At 63.3% G+C, this 19666-nt stretch carries 16 protein-coding genes; 12 read left to right on the top strand and 4 right to left on the bottom strand.

The features are described 5' to 3' along the window. Window positions 1-52 precede the first annotated feature (52 nt). From LNV07_RS20845 to LNV07_RS20835, 3 genes are all read left to right on the top strand, one after another. On the top strand, window positions 53-472 hold the full coding sequence (locus LNV07_RS20845) for a DUF2946 domain-containing protein (RefSeq protein WP_263573107.1): 420 nt from the start codon (window positions 53-55) through the stop codon (window positions 470-472). Window positions 473-600: 128 nt separating this feature from the next. Further along, window positions 601-3024: a TonB-dependent receptor gene (locus tag LNV07_RS20840; protein WP_263573106.1), complete on the top strand. Its 2424-nt coding sequence runs from the start codon at window positions 601-603 to the stop codon at window positions 3022-3024. A gap of 15 nt (window positions 3025-3039) precedes the next feature. Beyond that, window positions 3040-3579 (top strand): YcnI family copper-binding membrane protein, encoded by a 540-nt coding sequence (locus LNV07_RS20835; RefSeq protein ID WP_263573105.1) that lies wholly within the window; start codon window positions 3040-3042, stop codon window positions 3577-3579. A 461-nt stretch (window positions 3580-4040) separates the two neighbouring features. On the opposite strand, the gene LNV07_RS20830 is transcribed toward LNV07_RS20835, so the two are convergent. Both LNV07_RS20830 and LNV07_RS20825 read right to left on the bottom strand, forming a co-directional pair. Next, window positions 4041-5285 carry a class I SAM-dependent methyltransferase gene (locus tag LNV07_RS20830; RefSeq protein WP_263573104.1) on the bottom strand — a complete coding sequence of 415 codons (1245 nt, stop codon included), beginning with the start codon at window positions 5283-5285 and terminating at the stop codon, window positions 4041-4043. A 192-nt stretch (window positions 5286-5477) separates the two neighbouring features. Next, the gene (locus tag LNV07_RS20825) at window positions 5478-7157 is read right to left on the bottom strand and encodes a magnesium transporter CorA family protein (RefSeq protein WP_263573103.1); all 1680 of its coding nucleotides are present in this window, start codon (window positions 7155-7157) and stop codon (window positions 5478-5480) included. A 165-nt stretch (window positions 7158-7322) separates the two neighbouring features. On the opposite strand from LNV07_RS20825, the gene LNV07_RS20820 reads away from it, so the two are divergent. Beyond that, entirely contained in the window at window positions 7323-7928 is a 606-nt protein-coding gene (locus LNV07_RS20820; RefSeq protein ID WP_263573102.1) for a glycoside hydrolase family 108 protein, read from the top strand. A gap of 51 nt (window positions 7929-7979) precedes the next feature. Here the strand turns inward: LNV07_RS20820 and LNV07_RS20815 are convergent, their stop codons facing one another. Both LNV07_RS20815 and LNV07_RS20810 read right to left on the bottom strand, forming a co-directional pair. Beyond that, on the bottom strand, window positions 7980-8561 hold the full coding sequence (locus LNV07_RS20815; RefSeq protein ID WP_263573101.1) for a cohesin domain-containing protein: 582 nt from the start codon (window positions 8559-8561) through the stop codon (window positions 7980-7982). Between the two features lie 269 nt (window positions 8562-8830). Further along, window positions 8831-9361: a hypothetical protein gene (locus LNV07_RS20810; RefSeq protein ID WP_263573100.1), complete on the bottom strand. Its 531-nt coding sequence runs from the start codon at window positions 9359-9361 to the stop codon at window positions 8831-8833. Between the two features lie 175 nt (window positions 9362-9536). On the opposite strand from LNV07_RS20810, the gene LNV07_RS20805 reads away from it, so the two are divergent. The 8 genes from LNV07_RS20805 (at window position 9537) to LNV07_RS20770 (ending at window position 19586) form a co-directional block, all read left to right on the top strand. Continuing rightward, complete coding sequence (locus tag LNV07_RS20805; RefSeq protein ID WP_263573099.1) at window positions 9537-12545, top strand: M12 family metallo-peptidase; 3009 nt, start codon at window positions 9537-9539, stop codon at window positions 12543-12545. A gap of 123 nt (window positions 12546-12668) precedes the next feature. Then, complete coding sequence (locus tag LNV07_RS20800; RefSeq protein WP_263573098.1) at window positions 12669-15644, top strand: monovalent cation/H+ antiporter subunit A; 2976 nt, start codon at window positions 12669-12671, stop codon at window positions 15642-15644. Further along, window positions 15644-16012: a Na+/H+ antiporter subunit C gene (locus LNV07_RS20795; RefSeq protein WP_263573097.1), complete on the top strand. Its 369-nt coding sequence runs from the start codon at window positions 15644-15646 to the stop codon at window positions 16010-16012. The genes LNV07_RS20800 and LNV07_RS20795 overlap by 1 nt, the downstream gene beginning before the upstream one ends. After that, entirely contained in the window at window positions 16009-17745 is a 1737-nt protein-coding gene (locus LNV07_RS20790; RefSeq protein ID WP_318013774.1) for a monovalent cation/H+ antiporter subunit D, read from the top strand. Before LNV07_RS20795 ends, LNV07_RS20790 begins: the two co-directional genes overlap by 4 nt. Continuing rightward, the gene (locus LNV07_RS20785; protein ID WP_263573096.1) at window positions 17742-18245 is read left to right on the top strand and encodes a Na+/H+ antiporter subunit E; all 504 of its coding nucleotides are present in this window, start codon (window positions 17742-17744) and stop codon (window positions 18243-18245) included. The genes LNV07_RS20790 and LNV07_RS20785 overlap by 4 nt, the downstream gene beginning before the upstream one ends. After that, window positions 18242-18520, top strand: coding sequence for a K+/H+ antiporter subunit F (locus LNV07_RS20780; protein WP_263573095.1), 279 nt, complete (start codon window positions 18242-18244; stop codon window positions 18518-18520). The genes LNV07_RS20785 and LNV07_RS20780 overlap by 4 nt, the downstream gene beginning before the upstream one ends. Continuing rightward, complete coding sequence (locus LNV07_RS20775; protein WP_263573094.1) at window positions 18517-18873, top strand: Na+/H+ antiporter subunit G; 357 nt, start codon at window positions 18517-18519, stop codon at window positions 18871-18873. Before LNV07_RS20780 ends, LNV07_RS20775 begins: the two co-directional genes overlap by 4 nt. Window positions 18874-18944: 71 nt before the next feature. Continuing rightward, the gene (locus LNV07_RS20770; protein WP_263573093.1) at window positions 18945-19586 is read left to right on the top strand and encodes a beta/gamma crystallin family protein; all 642 of its coding nucleotides are present in this window, start codon (window positions 18945-18947) and stop codon (window positions 19584-19586) included. Window positions 19587-19666: the final 80 nt, after the last annotated feature.

Here is a 19666-nt window from a genome sequence, read left to right as displayed (position 1 = left end):
TTTCTTGATCCGCTTCAAGGGCGGCTGAGCCTCGCTCGCTAGAATCCCACCCGTGCAAGCCCGTATTTTCTCCGTCCCTTCAAACGCAAGCCGCTGGCTGGTCGCGCTGAGCTTCTTGCTGGCCGCGCTGATGCCGGCGCTGTCGCAGGCCTTGGCCCATGCGCGCGGGGATGTGGTGGCCTGGAGCCAGGTTTGCCGCAGCAGCGTGGTGTCGCCGCGCGCCACTGCTTCGCTGTTGGCAGGGCAAGCCGATCAACAAAGCTCGCAGGACTCGCTGCACGGCTTGTTCGCCAACTGCCCTTATTGCGCGCTGCATACGCAAGACCTGGCCCCGCCGCCCGCCGCATTGACAGGCGCTTTGACCTTGCTGCCTTTGCGTTTCGCAATGCCCGAGCGCTTCTACAGCGCTCCGCACAGCGCCCATGCCTGGGCGCCGGCGCAGTCGCGTGCGCCGCCTCTCACGCTGGTCTGATTCACCAGCCCTGAATGAACGGCCGGCCTAGCCCGCGCCCGCTCCATTCTTCTCTACTGCCCGCGCCCACCCAATCGGTCAATCCGCTTGGGGCGGCGCTTGGCTAACGATCGAATCGATTACCAGACATGAACCGCTTGTTCAAACCAGCCCTGCTGAGGATGGCTTTGGCCGCCGTCTTGCTGCAGCATTCTGTTGCTTTCGCTTGCGAGGATTGCGAAGACTCAGCGCCCGAGCTGCCGCCCCCCGCGGCGGCCATCCCAGCGGCCCAGGTCAGCGCCTCCAACGCCGCGGCCGCGCCGGTCAAGCAACTCGGCATCGTGGTCATCGCGGGCTTGGCCTTGCGCTCCTTGCCGACCCATATCCCGACCACCACCGAGAGCGTCAGCGCCGAGGAGATCGCCCGCACCATCAACGCGACCGACGCACAGGATGCGCTGAAGTACCTGCCCAGCTTGCTGGTGCGCAAGCGCTATATCGGCGACTACAACCACGCGGTGCTGTCCACCCGCGCCTCGGGCACGGGCAATAGCGCGCGCTCGCTGGTGTTTGCCGACGGCATCCAGATTTCCAACCTGCTCGGCAACGGCGCCGGCTTCACGCCGCGCTGGGGCATGGTCACGCCCGAAGAGATCGAGCGCGTCGATGTGCTTTACGGCCCCTTCTCGGCCGCTTACTCGGGCAACTCGGTCGGCGCGGTGGTGGACTACCAGACCCGCATGCCCAAAGCTTTTGAGGCGCATGCCAAGGTCGGCATCTTTCACCAGCCCTTTGCGCTCTACAACAGCCGCGCCAATTACGACGGCCATCAAGCCAGCGCCTCGATCGGCGACCGCGCCGGCGCGCTGGCCTGGTGGGTCAATCTCAACCATCTGGACAGCGAGGGCCAGCCGCTGAGCTTTGTCACCAAGCCCACGTCGACCGGCAAGCCCGTCAACGCGCTGACCCTGCCGGTGACGGGCAATGTCCTGGACGCCGACAAGAGCAACACGCCCTGGCAGATTCTGGGCGCCGGCACCCGTTATCACAGCAAGCAGGACCATGCCAAGCTCAAGCTTGCGCTTGACTTCGGCCCCCAACTGCGCGCCAGCTACAGCCTGGGGTGGTGGAAGAACAAGGCGGTCGGCAGCAGCGAAAGCTACCTCCGCGACGCGGGCGGCAACACCGTCTACAGCGGCGCTAACGTCGGCATCGAGGGCAAGCAATACGCGATTGCCAACACCGACTTCGGCCAGAACCGCGACCGCCTCGAACATCTGATGCATGGTCTGGCCTTGAAGAGCCAGACGCGCGGCGAGTTCGACTTCGAGCTGAGCGCCAGCCGCTATGACTACCGTCGCGACGAGGCGCGCGCCCCGAACGCCCCCAAGAGCCTGAGCAAACCTGCGGCCGACGCCGGCGGCCCCGGCCGCATCACCGACCTCGGCGGCACCGGCTGGAGCAACTTGGCAGCCAAGGGCGTCTGGCGCCCCAGCGGCAGCACCCATGTGCTGGATTTTGGCCTGCAGCATGAGCGTTATGCCTGGCGGCAGAAAGTCTCCGACACGCCCGACTGGCTGAACGGCGCCGCAGGAGCGCTGTTCACCGACTTCGGCGGCAAGACCCAACTCGACAGCGCCTTTATCCAAGACGCCTGGGCGATCAATCCGCAGCTCAAAAGCGTGATCGGCCTGCGCGCCGAGCAATGGCAGGCGCTTGAGGGCCGCAAGACGGCCGCCAATGGCACGCCGGTCACTTTCGAGGCACGCAAGGAGAACTATCTGTCGCCCAAGGCGGCGTTGGGCTATGAGCTGAGCGAGGACTGGACCCTCAAGCTGTCTACCGGCCGCGCGGTGCGCATGCCCACCGCCGGTGAGCTGTATCAGGGCGGCGTCAACGCCAACGGCGCCTATGTGCCGAGCGACCCGAGCACCAACCCGAACCTCAAACCCGAGAAAGGCTGGACCAGCGAGCTGGGGGCCACCTGGAGCCGTGGCAAGCAACAGTTACGCAGCACTTTGTTCCATGAGGACACCCGCGACGCGCTGTACTCGCAGCTCAGCGCCAATCCGGCCGACCCCGCCAAGACCATCAGCAGCGTGCAGAACATCGGCCGCATCCGCACGGTCGGCGTCGAGCTGGCCTATAGCGCCGACGATTTCTTCATTCGCGGCCTCGAGCTGCAAAGCAGCCTGACCTATGCCGATTCCGAAATCCTGGAGAACGCCGGTTTCGTCAGCGTGCCCGGCGACACCCTCGGCAAGCAGCAGCCGCGCGTGCCCAAATGGCGCGCCACGCTGGTGGCCAGTTATGCCATCACGCCGGCCTTGAGCGCCAGCTACGGCCTGCGCTACTCGAGCCCGCAATATGGCACGCTCAATAACAGCGACCCCAACGGTTTTACCTATCAGGGCTTTTCCAAGTTCTTCACCACCGACTTGCGGATGCAATGGCGCGTGGCCAAGCAATGGACGCTGGCCGCCGGCATCGACAACCTGAACAACTACCAATACTGGGCCTTTCACCCCTACCCGCAGCGCAGCTACCACGCTGAACTGAAGTTTGACCTTTGATCGGAGCTGAAAACCATGTTGAAGAAGACCGCTATTCTCCTTGCCGCCACACTGGGCCTGAGTGCCCAGGCCCATGTCACGCTGGAGCAAGCCGAGGCCGTTGCCGGCAGCGCGTACAAAGCCGTACTGCGTGTCGGCCATGGCTGCGAGGGCTCGCCCACCACCCGCATCACGGTGACATTGCCGGCCGGCTTTCGCGGCGCCAAGCCGATGCCAAAGGCCGGCTGGGCCTTGGAGCTCAAACGCGAAAAATTGTCCAAGCCTTACGACAGCCATGGCCGCCAGATCGTTGAAGATGTTGTCGAAGTGAGCTGGACGGCCAAGAGCGAAGATGCCTATCTGCAAGACGCCTGGTATGACGAGTTCGTCCTGCGCGGCAGCCTGCCGGAGGCCACCGGACCGATCTGGTTCAAGCTGCGCCAGAGCTGTGTCAAGGGCGAGTGGAATTGGGCCGAACTGCCTGCCGAGGGCGAATCGACCAAAGGCCTGAAAGCCCCGGCGGTGCGGCTGATGTTGAGCAAACCGGCGGCCGAGGCCGGCACGCATCAACATTGATGCGGGCCGCTAAGTCAGGAAAAGCCGGCAAAAAGCAGCCAACAAGATAGCAAGGTTTGGACCCGGTTCTTGGCGGTTTTGCATGCGGCGGGCCGGTCAAAATACAGCCCATGACGACGCAACACCCACTCAGCCCATGCCGCCGCCGACTCGTTTGCGGCTCCATCCATCTGCCGGTGCTGCGGAGCAGGCCGCCCACCTGAGCCCTGCCAGACTGAGCTCTAACAGCGCCCAGGCTGCAAGCCCTCACCGGCCTGCCCGGCCCAGCGCTGCCAGCGCAACAACACACAACGCTGCGGCCCCACGGGCTAGCCCAGATCAAGCATCGAGCTAGCCACGTACTTGGGCAGCGTCACGCGCTCTTGACAGACCCCGACCGACTCAGCTTGGTCGGGGTCTTTTTTTGCCTGCCGATCGCGGCGACTTGGGGCCCCTTGGCGATCAGGCCTCTAGGGCAGACCTCAAGCCGCCAACAGACACTGCAGCTCCTGCTCGCGGATGCCATAAAAGCGCTTGATCTCGGCGATCTGCGCTTGCAGCTCGGCGCGCCGAGCCGCACTCAGCGCTTGCGCGCGCTTGACGGCCAGAATCATCTTGTTCTTGCTGGTGTGCTCCAGCGCCACGAACTCGAAGACCTGGGTGTCATAGCCTTCGGCCTCCAGCAAGAGCGCGCGCAGGCCGTCGGTCACCATCTCGGCCTCCTGGCCCAGATGAATGCCATGCTGCAAGAGCGGGCGCAGCAAAGTCGGCGTCTGCATCTGCGGGCGCACCTGCTTGTGGCAGCAGGGCGAGCACATGATGACCTTGGCGCCGGCGCGCAGGCCGAAATGAATCGCATAGTCGGTCGCGATGTCGCAGGCATGCAGCGCGATCATGACGTCCAGCCTCAGCGGCGTGTAGCTGCGCACATCACCCTGATCAAAACGCAGGCCAGCCATGCCATGCTTGGCCGCCGCGGCGCCGCAGAGCTTGACCATATCGTCGCGTAGCTCGACGCCGGTGACGCAGGCAGCCTTGCCTTGCGCACGCAGCCAGTCATGCATGGCGAAGGTCAGATAGCCCTTGCCGGAGCCGAAGTCGGCGACATGCACATCGGGGCTGTCGTTCAGGCCGGAGGACTTCAAGGCGGCCGAAAAAATCTCGATGAATTTGTTGATCTGCTTCCATTTGCGCGACATCGCCGGCACTAACGCTGCCTCGCCACGCACCAGATGCGTGACGCCCAGATCGAGCCAGAAGGGCCGACTCAGCTCCAGGTAACGCAGCTTTTCCTTGTCATGCCCTGCCTCGGCCGCCAGCGGCATGGTCGCCGCTGGCGCCTTGCCCAGGCGCAGGCTGGGCCGGCCCTTGCGGCTGAACACCAGCTGCACCTCCTCGCTCTGCGTTTGCAAATGCGCGCTGTGAAACTGCGCGCCGAGCAAATCAGCCAAGCGCAACAGAGCCTCGGGGATGGCGTAGTTCTTGGTGATGTCGCGGGTCTGGTAGCGCCACAAGAATGACAGCTGCCGCTCGCCGCGCAACTGCACCTCGCGCAGCATCAGCCGGTCCAGCTGAGCCTCGTCGCCGACATATTTGCTCAGCAGCAACTTGGCAAATGTGCCGTTGGCCAATGCTGTTTCCAGCAGGCGCAAGAAACGATCTTTGGCATCGGCCTTGGCTGCTGGTGGCTCGGGCGGAGCGCTGTCGGGAATCAGATCGGTGAACATCGGCAAGGGCCAAGTGGGTGAGCGAGCGGGTGATTTTCGCTCATCAGTTCAGAGGGTGAGAACTTTTGTAGCGAGCGGCAGTCAGGCTAGGCGGACGAAGCGCAGGAACCGGAACGTACTCAAGGTACGTGAGGATTCCGAGCATTCGGCCAACGACGTATGGCGGCCGCGCAGTAAAAAGTTTTCTCCCTCTCAATCTGGGCCCGAACGCCACACCGCCGCAAAGGCCCGCCATTTGTTCCAGGCCGACATGCGCTCATCCGACAACACATCCAAAAAGTCCGACAAGCGCTTGGACTTGACCATGGTGTAGACGGTCAGCGCGATCGTCACACCCAAGACCAGCGCAAAGTAGAGCAGGCGCTCGCTCAGCGGTGCCTCGGCCTCGGCGAGCAAATTCATGCCCAAAAATCCGGTCGTGATGGTGCCGACCAGCCCAACGATCGTCACCACCGTCAGGCGCACAACGGTGTTGGCCTGGCGGCGGATGCTGTCGGTTTCAAGGTAGGCGCTCATATCGGTGATGCGCTCCTTGACCTCGGCATACAAGACCGGCAGTTCCAGGTGATTGGCACACATGCGAAACAGCGCGCGCGACTGCGCCTGCTCGGCCACCTCGTGAAACCAGTAGCGGTGCGAGAAGCGCAAGAAACCCTCGAAGCTGGAACGGATCGCACGCTTGAAGCGGCGCACATTTTCGGCGTCCTGCACATTCAGCCGCCGCAGCGCCTCGACCAAGCGGTCGGAGAACATCAAGAGCGATGCTTTCTGAAAATGCGCAATCAAGAAAATCATGAAATGCTGATGGCGGAAATGCGCCAGGACGCCACGATCACGGCAACTGAAGAAGACCGAGTCGGCGCGCCCAATCACGACCAACGAATGCCCGCTGCACAAGTAACGCGTATTCGGCGCGGCACCGGCATCGCCCCAGAACCTGTCATAGCAATATTTGCTCTCGAAGTCATGCAGATGCTGTTCGGCAAAGGGCAGCTGCTGCGAGCCCGGCTTGCCCTGCGGTCCGGTCACCAGCCCCAGGCTGACCATATCGCTGCGCGACAGCGCGAGCGGTTCGTCCAGCGCCAGATAAGCCATCATCGGCATGCGGTAATACTCGATCTGCCGAAAGCGCAGCGCACCGGGCTCGTTTGAATGGTCAACCACCAGCGGGCGCAGCACAAAGGCCCAATGCTCGGCAATGCAGGGCGCACGGTGCTCCTGCACATGGGCGATGTAATGCTCGCGCTCGAGCGCATCCGAGGCCGACAAGACCCGACCCTGGGCGTCCAGCCATTCGGCGCTGGCGAGGCTGTGCAGGGGCAGGCCTTGCGCGTCCCAGCCGGATGGGTAGGCGCGACCCAAGCGGTACAGCAACTCCTGCGCCTGGCGCAACTCCAGGTCGGTGGCGCTGACCTCGACATTCAGCAGCACCACATCCACGTCGAAGAAGAAGTAGAGATCGACATGCACGACGTCCAGCGTCAGCGGCGCGGCGCCGGGCCTGGGGCAGACGCGCAACCGGGCCAGATCACGGCGCCGGAAGACCTTCATTCCGGCCTCGCTGCGGCCGTCAAGCGGCCGGCCGGGCGAACGCCCGTCGCCATAAAGAAAGCGCTGCACATAGGGCAAAAAGGTCACGAACTCCTGGTAATGGCGTTCGTGAAAGCTGGCGGGGTCGCCGGTGTATTCGTCGATCAACTCTCGCCAGGGCCCTGCCTCGGCGCCCTTTGGCAGCAACTCCCAGGGTCGCCGTGGCGCGCCCGGCGCATCGCCCAGAGGCATCAGCCGCAAGGGCCAGAGCAGAATCTGGTGCATGCGCTGCACATGGGGCGGCGACAACTGCGGTGAAGGCTCAATCGGCTGACTCGGCATGGCGAGAATCCGGCAAATTCGGTGCCGTCATCATGCCGCCGATTGCGCTGGAGTCAAACGCTTTGCAAGCATTGCTAAGTGGGCCTTTTGCTGCATCCTAGGGAGTGATGGCGCGGACCCATGGCGACACAATCCAGCCGGTCCAGTCCACCCCAGGAGTCCGCCATGTCATTTGCAAATTCATTGCCCTTTGTTTTGCGCTGGGAAGGTGGCTTCGTCGACCACCCGGCCGATCCCGGCGGCGCCACCAATCGTGGCGTGACGCAAAAGGTCTACGACACCTGGTGCGCCAAGAATGGGCGGCCGCAGCATTCGGTGCGCGAGTTGACAGAGGCCGAGATGAGCAGTATTTACGAGCACAACTACTGGCACGCGGCCCGTTGCTCGGAGGTGCAGGACAAGCTCGATCTGGCGCTCTTCGACACCGCCGTCAATATGGGCGTCGGGCGGGCGGTTGGATTTCTGCAGGAGTCGGTCGGCTGCCAGGTTGACGGCGGTTTTGGCGGCGCCACCTTGGCGGCCGTGCAATGCTGCGACCCGGCCCAAGCGCTGCAGAAATTCTGCACCGTGCGCGAGAGCTATTACCGGCGTTTGGTCGAAGTCAAGCCGGATATGAATGTGTTCCTGCGCGGCTGGTTGAACCGCCTGAACGCGCTACGCGGCACGGTCGGATTGGCCGGCTATAGCTCGAGCGTGACGCGCGGCGGGCCGTCCGGCGAAATCATTCAGCGCCTACCGGACCTCGGCGAGGATCCGGCCTTCGACGTTTGAGAGGCAGAGGCAGGCCCGCGCAGACTGCCCAGCGGTTGAATCTGAAGGCGATCAGCGCGCTTGACGGCGGCGCAGCGCCGCCAGTCCGGCCAGGCCGGCACCGAACAACAGATAGGTAGACGGCTCGGGCACCGCCACCGCCTGCAGCGTCAGCGGCTCCAACTTGAGCGTCAAATCGCCGAGGCTGGAATTCAGGAAGACGACATCGGAGAAGTTCATCACGCTAACGCCGACGTTGGCCACATTGAAGCTGATGTGCGCGAGGCTGCCGCTGCCGCTCACGCCGGGCACGGCACCCTGCAAGGTGTTGTAGACCAAGGAGATCGATCCCAGCGTGTTGTCTATCGTGCCGGTATCGCCAAAGGTCGCTCCGCCGCCGGACAGGAAACTGCCTTCCGTCACAGCGGTCGCTTGCAACACAGCCGCATTGAAGGACAGCGTGAATTGATAGGCGTACAAATCGCTGACGTCCGAAATCAACACATTCAGATCGATCACCGAACCCTGCTGGGCAGGATTGGCCGAGACCACGAATGACAGCGTGGGGTCGGCCGCCAGGGCTTGGGCCGACAAGGCGCCCAAGACCAGCGCGGTAAAGAAACTCTTTTTCCAAACTTGTTGCCGACTTGCCATGATTGTTTTCTCCTCTGCCCTGTAGGCGTCGATGTGGGCGTCGATGTGGGCATCGAGTCCGTGGCGGGAAATCCGCGCCGAACAGGGCCGCTCATATTGCTGCCCAAGCCTAACGCCGAATTACATGAATTAAATTCTGATTTTTTCAAAGACACGGGCGGCCGGCGTGATGCACTTGGCCCAGGTTTTGCAAGTCGCGAGTGTTCCACCCGGCAGCGCCGATCGGCAAGAGGGGAATCCCGCCCCTCGCGCGCAGCGATGCGTTTCGCCTACGGGTGCTTTCGCTCAAAGACGATCCGGCCTCGCAACTCTGCCATCGCCGACTCGATAACGTTCAGCGCCGTCGGCCCCTCGCGCTCCCTGCGAAACACCTGCTTGCTTGTGCCACCGCTGCACTCCACTTTGATCAGAGTCCAGGCGCCGTCACGAATCTGCGGGTCCTCATAACTGTCCTGCATGGCAAAGAAGCCCTGTGCCAAAGTGAGACGCGCCAAGGCTTCGAAATCGTCGCTGCCGATGGCGCCAAGGCTGGTTTCGTCCTGCGTGCGGTGGCGCGCCTTGCCGGTCAGCGCGAGGCTGGCGAGGCCGTCGCGGCGCAAGTGCAAACGCTCGCCGGTGCTGCAGCCAAAGCAATCTTTCTCCATGGAGATGGCAATGATTTCGCCGCCGGGCAAGGGCTCGACCGGCGCACTCAAGGCAAGCCCGCCGGCCAGCGATGCGGCACAAAAAGCAAGCGACAAAGCCACCCGTTGCCAGCGCCCGGCAAGCGGCAAAGCCATCGACTCGATTGATCGCTTCATCGGGATTGCCCCTCTATTGCTGATGTGAACTTGTCCACTATTCTTGCACCCTTGCTCAAACGGACGACGCGCAAGTGGTCTATAGAAATAGCAGGTTAGTGGTTTTGACTTGACCGCATGCGCCGCTCTTTCCATCCCTTGAGCCACAGTCAAAAAGCCCCATAAAGGAATAGCCATGAAATTGCACCAATCCCGCAGCCCGTCGTCGACGGGGGCAAACAAGCCTAGCCATGCACGCAGCCAAAGCGCTGGCGCCGTCATGGCCTTGTGCTTGGTCATGGCCGGCGCCGTAGCCGCGCCGCATGCCTATGCAGCGGTCGACAGGCAAGAAAGTAACGCCACTTCGCAAGTGCAGCAAGTGCAAACGGGCGGCGCCTTCTGGCAAGACAGCGTGGCGACTTCGGGCAAGGTTTCCGCCAAGGGTGCCGTGGCCTCGGTGCAACCGCGCCGCTTCCGGGCGCTAACACTGGACCGCAGCGGCTTGATGGCGCTGGCCAAGAACGCGCCGATGGAGCGCAGCGATGCCGCTGCCTTGAGCCCGCTGGTGGTCTCCTTGCCGCATCCGAATGGTGGATATCAGCGTTTTGCGATCAGCGAATCGCCGGTGATGGAATCCAAACTGGCCGAGAAGCACCCCGAAATCAAGACTTTTTCGGGCCGCGGCATAGACGACCCGCGCGCGACTCTGCGCATGGACATCACGCCAATCGGCTTCCATGCATCGATCCGCTCGCCCAAGGGTGCTTGGTATATCGACCCTAAATTCCATCTGGACGACAGCGTCTACGCCAGCTACTACGGCCGCGATCTGCCCAACACGCATGGCCGGCTGGCCGAGGCGATGCAGACCGAGGCTCATATCGCGCTGACCCGCGGTTTCTATCACGCGGCCGATGCCGTCGAGGTACGGGGTTTCGGCTTTACGCCCGGCGCTCAGGTGACCATCACCGTGCAAGACCCTGCCAATGATGTGGCCCCGCGCCAGACCGTCAATGCCGTGGCCGATCAAGACGGTACCGTTTCGGCCAGCGTCACCGCCGACCCATCGCGCAACCTCGGCGCTTACGAGATCACCGTGACCGACGGCCGCAGCAGCGCCAGTTCAGCCTACCATGTGGTTGGCGATGAAATGAGCCCGGCAGCAGCAACAGGTAACCAGTTACGCAACTACCGTCTGGCGCTGGTGACCGACCCCAACTATGCGACCTTCTTTGGCGGCGGCGCCAATGTGACGGCGGCCAAGGTCACCTTGGTCAACCGCATCACCCATGTCTATGAAGACGAGACCTCGATCCGCTTGACGCTGGTGAATGACAACGACAAGCTCAATTTCGACACCGTCGCGCAAACGACCGGTGCCAACGGCGCTTGCGGTGCCACCGCTTGTTACACCGCGGCCCAGGTATCGACCTGCGGCGGTGGCACGCTGACCCGCAACAAGACCGTCATCGGCCTGCTGATCGGTGCCAGCAATTACGACATTGGCCACATCGGCATGGGCAATTCCGGCGGCGGTCTGGCCAGCCTCGGCGTGGTCGGCGGCAGCAGCAAGGCGCAAGGCTGCACCGGCGTGACCACCCCGGTCGGCGATTTGTTTGCGGTGGACTATGTGGCGCATGAGATGGGCCACCAGTTCGCCGGCAACCACAGCTTCAACGGCATCAGCGGCAGCTGCACCGGCGGCAACCGCAATGCCGGCACCTCGGTGGAGCCGGGCAGCGGCTCGTCCATCATGGCCTATGCCGGCATCTGCGGCACCGACGACAGCCAACCACACAGCGATGCCTATTGGTCGCAGCGCAGCTTTGACGAGATCGTGGCTTACACCTCCGGCGCCGAAACCAATCTGAACGAGGTGCAGATGGCAGCGCTGACCGGCTATGCCGGCACGGCCAAGTTCACATTGAAGTTCAATGGCAACGCCTCGGCCGACATCGTGCGCGGCGCCAACTTCACCGTCGCCGGCATCAAGGCCGCGATCGAGGGCATCAGCGGCTGGCCGGCGGGCGGCACCGTGACCGCCAGCGCCTTGACCGACGCGGGCTTCACCGTCACCTTCGGCGGCACGCTGGCGGGCATCAATGTCAGCAAGCTCGAACTGGTCAACGACGGTAGCTTCCAAGGCTATGTCGGCGAAATCACCGCCGGTGGCCCGACCGCTCGCGGCGGCTCGAGCAACGCCACCGGCAATAGCGCCCCGGTCGTGACCGTGCCGGCCGGCTACACCATCCCCTTGCGCACACCGTTCGCCCTGACCGGCGCGGCCACCGATGTGGACGGCGATACCCTCACCTATATGTGGGAACAGAACGACCGTGGCGGCTCCAACGGCACCAGCCTGCCCAGCAACGCCAAGCGGGAAGGACCCTTGTTCCGCCAATTCGGTACCGCCGCCAATGTCAGCGAGGCCAATTCCCAGCTCTATAACTCTCCGGGCGAGAACCTCGTCACCAGCAACCCGACCCGCGTTTTCCCAGACATGGCGCAGATTCTGGTCAACAACACCAACGCGGTGACCGGCACCTGCCCGGCCGCCAATGTGGATTGCTTCTCGGAGTTCTTGCCGACCAAGGACTATGTCGGTGTTGCCGGTGTCAACGCCAGCCCGGCCGCACTGAACTTCAAGTTGACGGCACGTGACGGCCGCGGCGGCGTCGGCAGCGCCAGCACCAAGCTGATCTTGGCGCCTGGCGCAGGCCCCTTCCTGGTCACCTCGCATAACAGCGCCATGTCGGTCGGCAGCGGCACGACGCAAACCGTCACCTGGGACGTGGCCAACACCAGCGCTGCGCCGGTCAGCACGGCCAATGTGAAGATCAGCCTGTCGGTCGACGGCGGCAACACCTTCCCGCATGTCTTGGCCGCCAGCGTGCCGAACAACGGCAGCAGCTCGGTGATCCTGCCTGCGGTGGCCAGCTCCAAGGCCAGGTTCAAGGTCGAGGCCGTGGACAATGTGTTCTTTGATGTCTCGAACGTCGACTTTGCCATCGTGATGGTCGGTGACTTGAATGGTGACGGCAAGGTCAATTGCGATGACCTCGCCATCGTCAAGGCCTCCATGGGCAAGCGCGTCGGCGACCCGGGCTTCGATCCACGCGCCGATGTCAACGGCGACGGCGTCGTCAACGTCCGCGACCTGAGCATCGTGGCGCAACGCCTGGTGACCGGTTCCAAGTGCAAGTAAGGATGGACTGAACCGCCGCTTCACGCCGGCAGAAAAACCCCTTCGCTTCTGGCGAGGGGGTTTTTTTATGCCCGGCGGTTAAACTCGGACGGGTCGAAAAAGTCAGAGATTCCCAGCGAGCCAATGGCGAACCAAGTAACGAATTACCTGTACTTATTCTTTCAGCAATTCGGCCTGATCAGCCTGGTGGCTTTGCCGTTTCTGGCCAGCTTGATCGCGGCGCTGATGCCGGCCAACGCGCGCAATGCCGAGTCGAGCTTGGCCGGCGCGGTGGCGCTGTTCTGCTTTGTGCAGGCGGCGTCCTATTGCCCTGAGATGGCCGCCGGCGGCGTGATCCGGCAGGAGTTTGCCTGGCTGCCCTCTCTCGGCCTGAACTTCGTCCTGCGCATGGACGGCTTCGCCTGGATGTTCTCGCTGCTGGTCTTGGGCATAGGCGCGCTGGTGGTACTGTACGCGCGCTACTACATGTCGCCCAGCGACCCAGTGCCGCGTTTCTTCTCTTTCTTGCTGGCCTTTATGGGCGCGATGAGCGGCGTGGTCTTGTCCGGCAATCTGGTGCAACTGGTGCTGTTCTGGGAGCTGACCAGCCTGTTCTCCTTTCTGCTGATCGGCTACTGGCACCACCGCCGCGATGCCAGGCGCGGCGCGCGCATGGCGCTGACCGTCACCGGCGCCGGCGGCTTGTGCCTGCTGGCCGGCGTCCTGGTCTTGGGCCATATCGTCGGCAGCTACGACCTGGATGTGGTGCTGGCCTCCGGCACCTTGGTGCGCGCGCATCCGCTTTACCTGACAACCCTGGTCCTGGTGCTGCTGGGGGCGCTGACCAAGAGCGCGCAGTTTCCGTTTCACTTCTGGCTGCCCAATGCGATGGCCGCGCCCACGCCGGTGTCGGCCTATCTGCACTCGGCCACCATGGTCAAGGCGGGGGTGTTTTTGCTGGCGCGGCTGTGGCCGGTGCTGGCCGGCAGCGATCAGTGGTTCTGGATCGTCAGCGGTGCGGGGCTGATCACGCTGCTGCTGGGCGGCTTCGCGGCGATCTTTCAACAAGATTTAAAGGGCGTGTTGGCCTATTCGACGATTTCGCATCTGGGTCTGATCACCACACTCTTGGGCCTGAACAGCCCGCTGGCCGCCGTCGCCGCTGTCTTTCACATCATGAACCACGCCACCTTCAAGGCCTCGCTCTTCATGGCCGTGGGCATCATCGACCATGAAACCGGCACACGCGATATCCGCCGCCTCAGCGGCCTGCGGCGCAGCATGCCGATCACCGCGACCTTGGCCATGGTGGCAAGCGCGGCGATGGCGGGCGTGCCGCTGCTGAACGGCTTTATCTCCAAAGAGATGTTCTTCACCGAGGCAGTTTTTGTCACCTCGTTGCCCTGGTTCGATTTGCTGCTACCCACCGCCGCGGTGCTGGCCGGCATGTTCAGCGTCGCCTATTCGCTGCGCTTTTGCGTCGACGTCTTCTTCGGCCCGGACAGCAGCGCCGATCTGCCCCGAAAGCCGCATGAGCCGCCACACTGGATGCGTGTGCCGGTGGAGTTATTGGTGCTGGCCTGTCTGGTGGTGGGTACGCTGCCGCAATGGACGATGCAGCGGGTGCTGGAGACGGCCGCCGCGCCGGTGGTCGGCTCCGCCCTGCCGGCTTTCGATCTGGCGCTCTGGCATGGCTTCAACATGCCTTTGCTGATGAGTCTGATCGCACTGGCGGGCGGCATTGCCCTGTATTGGATCTTGCGTGGCCCGCTCGCGCGTGAACGGTTCCAGCGCACGCCGCTGCTGGGCCTGCTGAACGGCCAACAGCTGTTCCAGACCGGCTTGGCTCGCTTGACGGCGGTCAGCCGCACAGCGCTGAATCTGATCGGCACGCGCCGTCTGCAGACGCAGTTACTGCTCTTGCTCGGCCTGGTGGTAGTCGCCGCCGGCCTGGCCGGCCAAGGCGGATCCGACCCGGGTACGCGCGCGCCCCTGCCCTTCTCGCCGGCCTTCACCTTGCTGTGGCTGATCGGCGGCGCGGCGGCGCTGGCCTGCACCAAGGCGGCCAAGTATCAACGCCTGACGGCGCTGGCCTTGATGGGCGTGGCGGGGCTTTGCACGGTGATCACCTTCGCCTTGTTCTCGGCGCCCGATCTGGCGCTGACGCAGTTGTCGGTGGAGACCGTCACCACCGTGCTGATTCTCTTGGGCCTGCGCTGGTTGCCCAAACGCATCGAAGCGCGGCAGAAGGCCGAGGCCCTGGCCGAACGCTCGCTGGACAAGGTCAGGCGCCGCACGCGCCGCCTGCGCGACCTGCTGCTGGCGCTGAGCGTGGGCGCCGGCATGAGCTTGCTCTCCTACGCGATGATGACGCGCGAATTCCCGCAAAGCATTTCGACCTTTTTCTTGGAGCGGGCCTTGCCCGAAGGCTTCGGCACCAATGTGGTCAATGTGATGTTGGTGGACTTCCGTGGCCTCGATACCCTGGGCGAGATCACCGTGCTGGCGATCGTGGCGCTGACCGTCTACGCGCTGCTGCGGCGCTTCCGCCCGGCGCCCGAGAGCATCGCCCTGCCACCGCAGCAATTGCTGCTGGCGCCGGACCTCGCCACCGATCTGGTGCACGCCAACAGCGCCAGCAATGCCCCAAAAGATGGCGCGAGCGGCTACCTGCTGGTGCCCGCCGTGCTGCTGCGTTTGCTGTTGCCGGTGGCGCTGGTGATCGCCGTCCATCTCTTCATGCGCGGCCACAACCAACCGGGCGGCGGCTTCGTCGCCGGCCTGGTTTTATCGACGGCCTTCATCCTGCAATACATTGTCTCGGGTACGCAGTGGGTCGAGGCCAATATCCGCCTGCGGCCACAGCGCTGGATCGCCATGGGCTTGCTAACGGCCAGTTGCACCGGTCTTGGTTCGCTGTTCTTCGGCTATCCCTTCTTGACCACCCACACCAGCCATTTTCACCTGCCCTTGCTCGGGGAGATCCATATCGCCAGTGCCTTGTTCTACGACATTGGCGTCTTCACGCTGGTGGTCGGCGCCGTCCTGTTGATCTTGACAGCGCTAGGCCACCAGTCGGTGCGCGGCCATAAACGCATTGCAAGCGGGAGCAAGCGCTGATGGAAATTGTCCTCGCCCTGGCCATCGGCCTCTTGAGCGCTTGCGGCGTTTGGCTGCTGCTGCGCCCGCGCACTTATCAAGTCATCATGGGTCTGAGCCTATTGGGCTACGCGGTCAATCTCTTCATCTTCAGCATGGGCCGCCTGAGCCTGGACAAGGAGCCGGTCTTGGCCGCCGGGGTGGCAACCACACTGCAAAACTACAGCGACCCGATGCCGCAAGCCTTGGTGCTGACGGCCATCGTCATCGGCTTCGCGATGACGGCATTGTTTCTGGTGGTGATGCTGGCGCAGCGCGGCTTCGTCGGCAATGACCATGTGGACGGCACGCCCGATGATGATGTTGCCGCCCAGGGGTCGCAGCCATGATGGCCTGGCTGAGCGATTGGGCCTTGCTGGTCAACGCGGCCTTGATGCCTCATCTGACCATGGCGCCGATTCTGCTGCCCTTGATTGCGGCCTGCCTGCTTTTGATGTTGGGAGATCGGCGGCACCGGCGCAAGAGCATGCTGGCCCTGGTGGCGACAACGGCCAATCTGGCCATCGCCTTGTTTTTGATGCTGGGTGTGCATATGGAGGCCGCGCAACCGCAGGCTTTCGGCGTCTATCTACCCTCGAACTGGGATGTACCCTTCGGCATCGTGCTGGTGCTGGACCATTTATCCGCCTCGATGCTGGTGGTGGCGGCGATCGTGGCGCTGATGGTGCTGATGTTCTCGCTCGCTCGTTGGCACAAGGCCGGCGCGCATTTTCATGTGCTGCTGCAACTGCAGCTCATGGGCCTGAACGGGGCCTTTCTGACCGGCGATTTGTTCAATCTTTTTGTCTTTTTCGAGGTGCTGCTGGCCGCGTCTTACGGCCTGCTGCTGCATGGCAGTGGCCCGGCGCGGGTCAAGGCGGGCCTGCATTACCTGAGCATCAATCTGGTCGCGTCCTCGCTATTTCTGGTCGGGGCTGCGCTGATTTACGGCGTCACGGGCACGCTGAATATGGCCGACCTGGCGGCCCGCATTGCCGCCGTGGCAGCCGCCGACCGCGCGCTGCTGCACGCCGGCTGTGCAATTTTGGCCGTCGCCTTCCTGGCCAAGGCCGCGCTCTGGCCCTTGAATTTCTGGTTGGCACCGGCCTACACGGCCGCCAGCGCGCCGTCTGCCGCCATGTTCGCGCTGCTGACCAAGGTCGGCATCTATGTGCTCTTGCGCCTGTCCACGCTGCTGTTCTCGGCCGCCGCCGGTGCCTCGTCCGGCTTTGGCAACAGCTGGCTGCTATGGGGCGGCATGGCCACGCTGACGTTCGGTGCGATCGGCATGCTGGCTGCGCAGCGGCCCGCCCGCCTGGCCTCGTTCGCGGTCATCGCGTCCTCGGGCACCTTGATGGCGGCCTTGGGTTTTGCCAGGCCCGAGTTGACGGCCGGCGCGCTCTACTACCTGCCGGGCTCGACCTTTGCGGTGGCGGCCTTCTTCTTGCTGGCCGAGTTGATGGACCGTGCGCGCAGCCCGGACCCCCTGGCCCAACGCGCCCCCGAGGACGAAGAAGACCACCTGCCTTTCGCCTTGGTCGAGCAAGAGTTGGCCCGCGAGGCCAATCTGGACGAGGACGAAGAGGTCTTGGTCGGCCGCGCCATCCCTGCGTCCACCGCGCTGCTGGGCCTGGCCTTTGTCTGCTGCACGCTGCTGGTGGCCGGCCTGCCGCCCTTGTCGAGCTTCGTCGCCAAGTTCGCGATGTTGTCGGCACTGCTGAATACAGCCAGCGCGGCCGCCCCGATCAGGCCCGCAGCATGGCTGTTTTTGGGTCTGATGATAGGCGCCGGTCTGTTCGCGCTGATCGCCCTATCGCGCACCGGCATTCGCTTCTTCTGGACCCCGGTGAACCGCAGCCCGCCCAGGCTGCGGCTGCTTGAGTTCGTACCGATTGCAATGCTCGTCGCGCTGTGCGGGCTGATGACCATTCATGCCGATGGCCTTTTGCGTTACGCCAAAACCAGCGCGGATCTGCTTTATCGCCCGCAAGCCTATATCTCGGCGGTGTTGTCGGCCCGGCCGGTGCTGACGCCGACCAATGCCGAGCGCTTGCGCGCGCCTCAGGCGGAGCGCAAGCCATGAAGCCCGGCCTGTTCAAACGCTGCTTTCCCGCGCCCTGGCTGAGCCTCGCCCTGATGGCCTTGTGGCTGCTGTTGAACAATGCTTTCAGCCTCGGCCAATGGTTGCTGGCCTTGCTGGTCGGCGTGCTGGCGCCCTGGATGACGGCCTCGTTGCGGCCCACGCCGGTCGGCTTCAAGAAACCAGCACTTGCCTTTCGGCTGTTCTGGCAGGTCGGGCTAGATGTGCTGATCTGGAATTGGCGGGTGCTGCGAGCCACCCTGGCGCCTACGGGGAAGCTGCCGCAAGGTGGCTTTGTGGCGGTGCCGCTGGACATGCGTGACCCGAATGGTTTGGCCGCGCTGGCCGCCATCATGTGCGTGATCCCCGGCACCATTTGGTCGGAATTGGCGTTGGACCGCAGCGTCTTGCTGGTGCATATCTTCGAGCTCGATAACGCGCAGGCCGAGATCGATTTGATCAAGTCACGCTATGAGCGCCCCTTGATGGAGATCTTTGAATGAGCGGCTTTTTGTTCGGCGCCATCGCCGTCGCCTTGGCTTGTTATGTCGCGGCCATGGCGCTCTGCCTGGTGAGCATGATTCGCGGCCCGGCCTCGCAGGACCGAGTGCTTGCCTTGGACCTGATCTGCACCATCGCGATGTTGATCCTGATGGTGCTGGCGATTCGCTACCGCAGCGAAATGTATTTCGAGGCGGCGCTGCTGATCGCGCTGTTCGGCTTCGTCGGCTCCACCGCGATGGCCAAGTTCATGTTGCGTGGCGAGGTGATTGAATGAATGAAGCATTGTCCTTATGGGTCGAAATCCCGGTTGGCATCTTGCTGCTGATCAGCGCCGCGTTCACGCTGGCCGCCGCCATCGGCGTGCTGCGCTTCAAGACCTTTTTCATGCGTATGCATCCGCCTGCACTCGCCTTCACGCTCGCGAGTTGGTGCGTGTCGCTGGCCACGATGATCTATTTCTCGGCGCTGGAGCAGGGGCTGGCCCTGCATGCCTGGCTGATCATCATCTTGTTGGCGCTGACGGTGCCGGTCACCACCATCATGCTGGCGCGCACCGCCTTGTTTCGCATCCGCACCGACAAGGCGTCGACGGAAAAGGTGCCGCCGGCCTTTTCGGCCAGGCCTTGAAAACCGGGACCAATCGGCCTGCGGCTGGTTTAACATTTCGATCGCAAGATCAGCTCAACAACGTTAGAAACATGCAAACTTCTCGCTTCACGCTCTACCTGCGGCCTAGCCTAGCCGCCTTGCTCTGCTGGGTCGCCGCGCAGGCGCACGCTCAGATCACCTTGTATGAGAATGACGACTACAGCGGCCGATCACTCCAGATCCATGAGCAAGAAGCCGATCTCAGTCGAGAGGGTTTCAACGACAAGGTTTCTTCTGTGGTCGTGCGCAAGGGCAACTGGCAACTCTGCAGCGACGCCGGTTTTCGCGGCCAATGCGTCACCTTGAGTAAAGGCCGCTATGCCTCGATCAGTGCGATCGGCATCAACGACCGCATCAGTTCGGTCCGCCCAGTAGACACCGATTCTGGAGGTGGCGCCTGGGGTGGCGGCAGTAGCTCGGTGCTGCTGTATGAGCATGGCAACTATGGAGGCAAGGCCGTGAACTCGCGGGGCAGCGCCAACATTGAAAATCTGAACCTCAACGACAAGGTGTCGTCCATCATCATTCGCAGTGGGCGCTGGGAATTCTGTACGGACAAGGATTTTCGTGGCCGTTGCGTGATCTTGGGGCCTGGCCGTTACGGCAACCTGGATGATATGGGGCTCAACGACACCCTGTCTTCGTTTCGACCGAGTGGTGGCCAGCCCGCTTATCGCGACGGTCGGGAGTAAGCCATTGGGTGGCGCCCATGGCTTAGCGGCGGCTTGGTGGGGCCAGCTTCAGTTGGTTCGTCGGCTGCGAAAATGTCCCA

Origin of the sequence: Roseateles oligotrophus (assembly GCF_025717515.1) — a bacterium.
In the GTDB taxonomy this organism is placed as follows: domain Bacteria; phylum Pseudomonadota; class Gammaproteobacteria; order Burkholderiales; family Burkholderiaceae_C; genus Paucibacter_A; species Paucibacter_A oligotrophus.
This window is presented reverse-complemented; position numbering and strand designations above follow the sequence as displayed.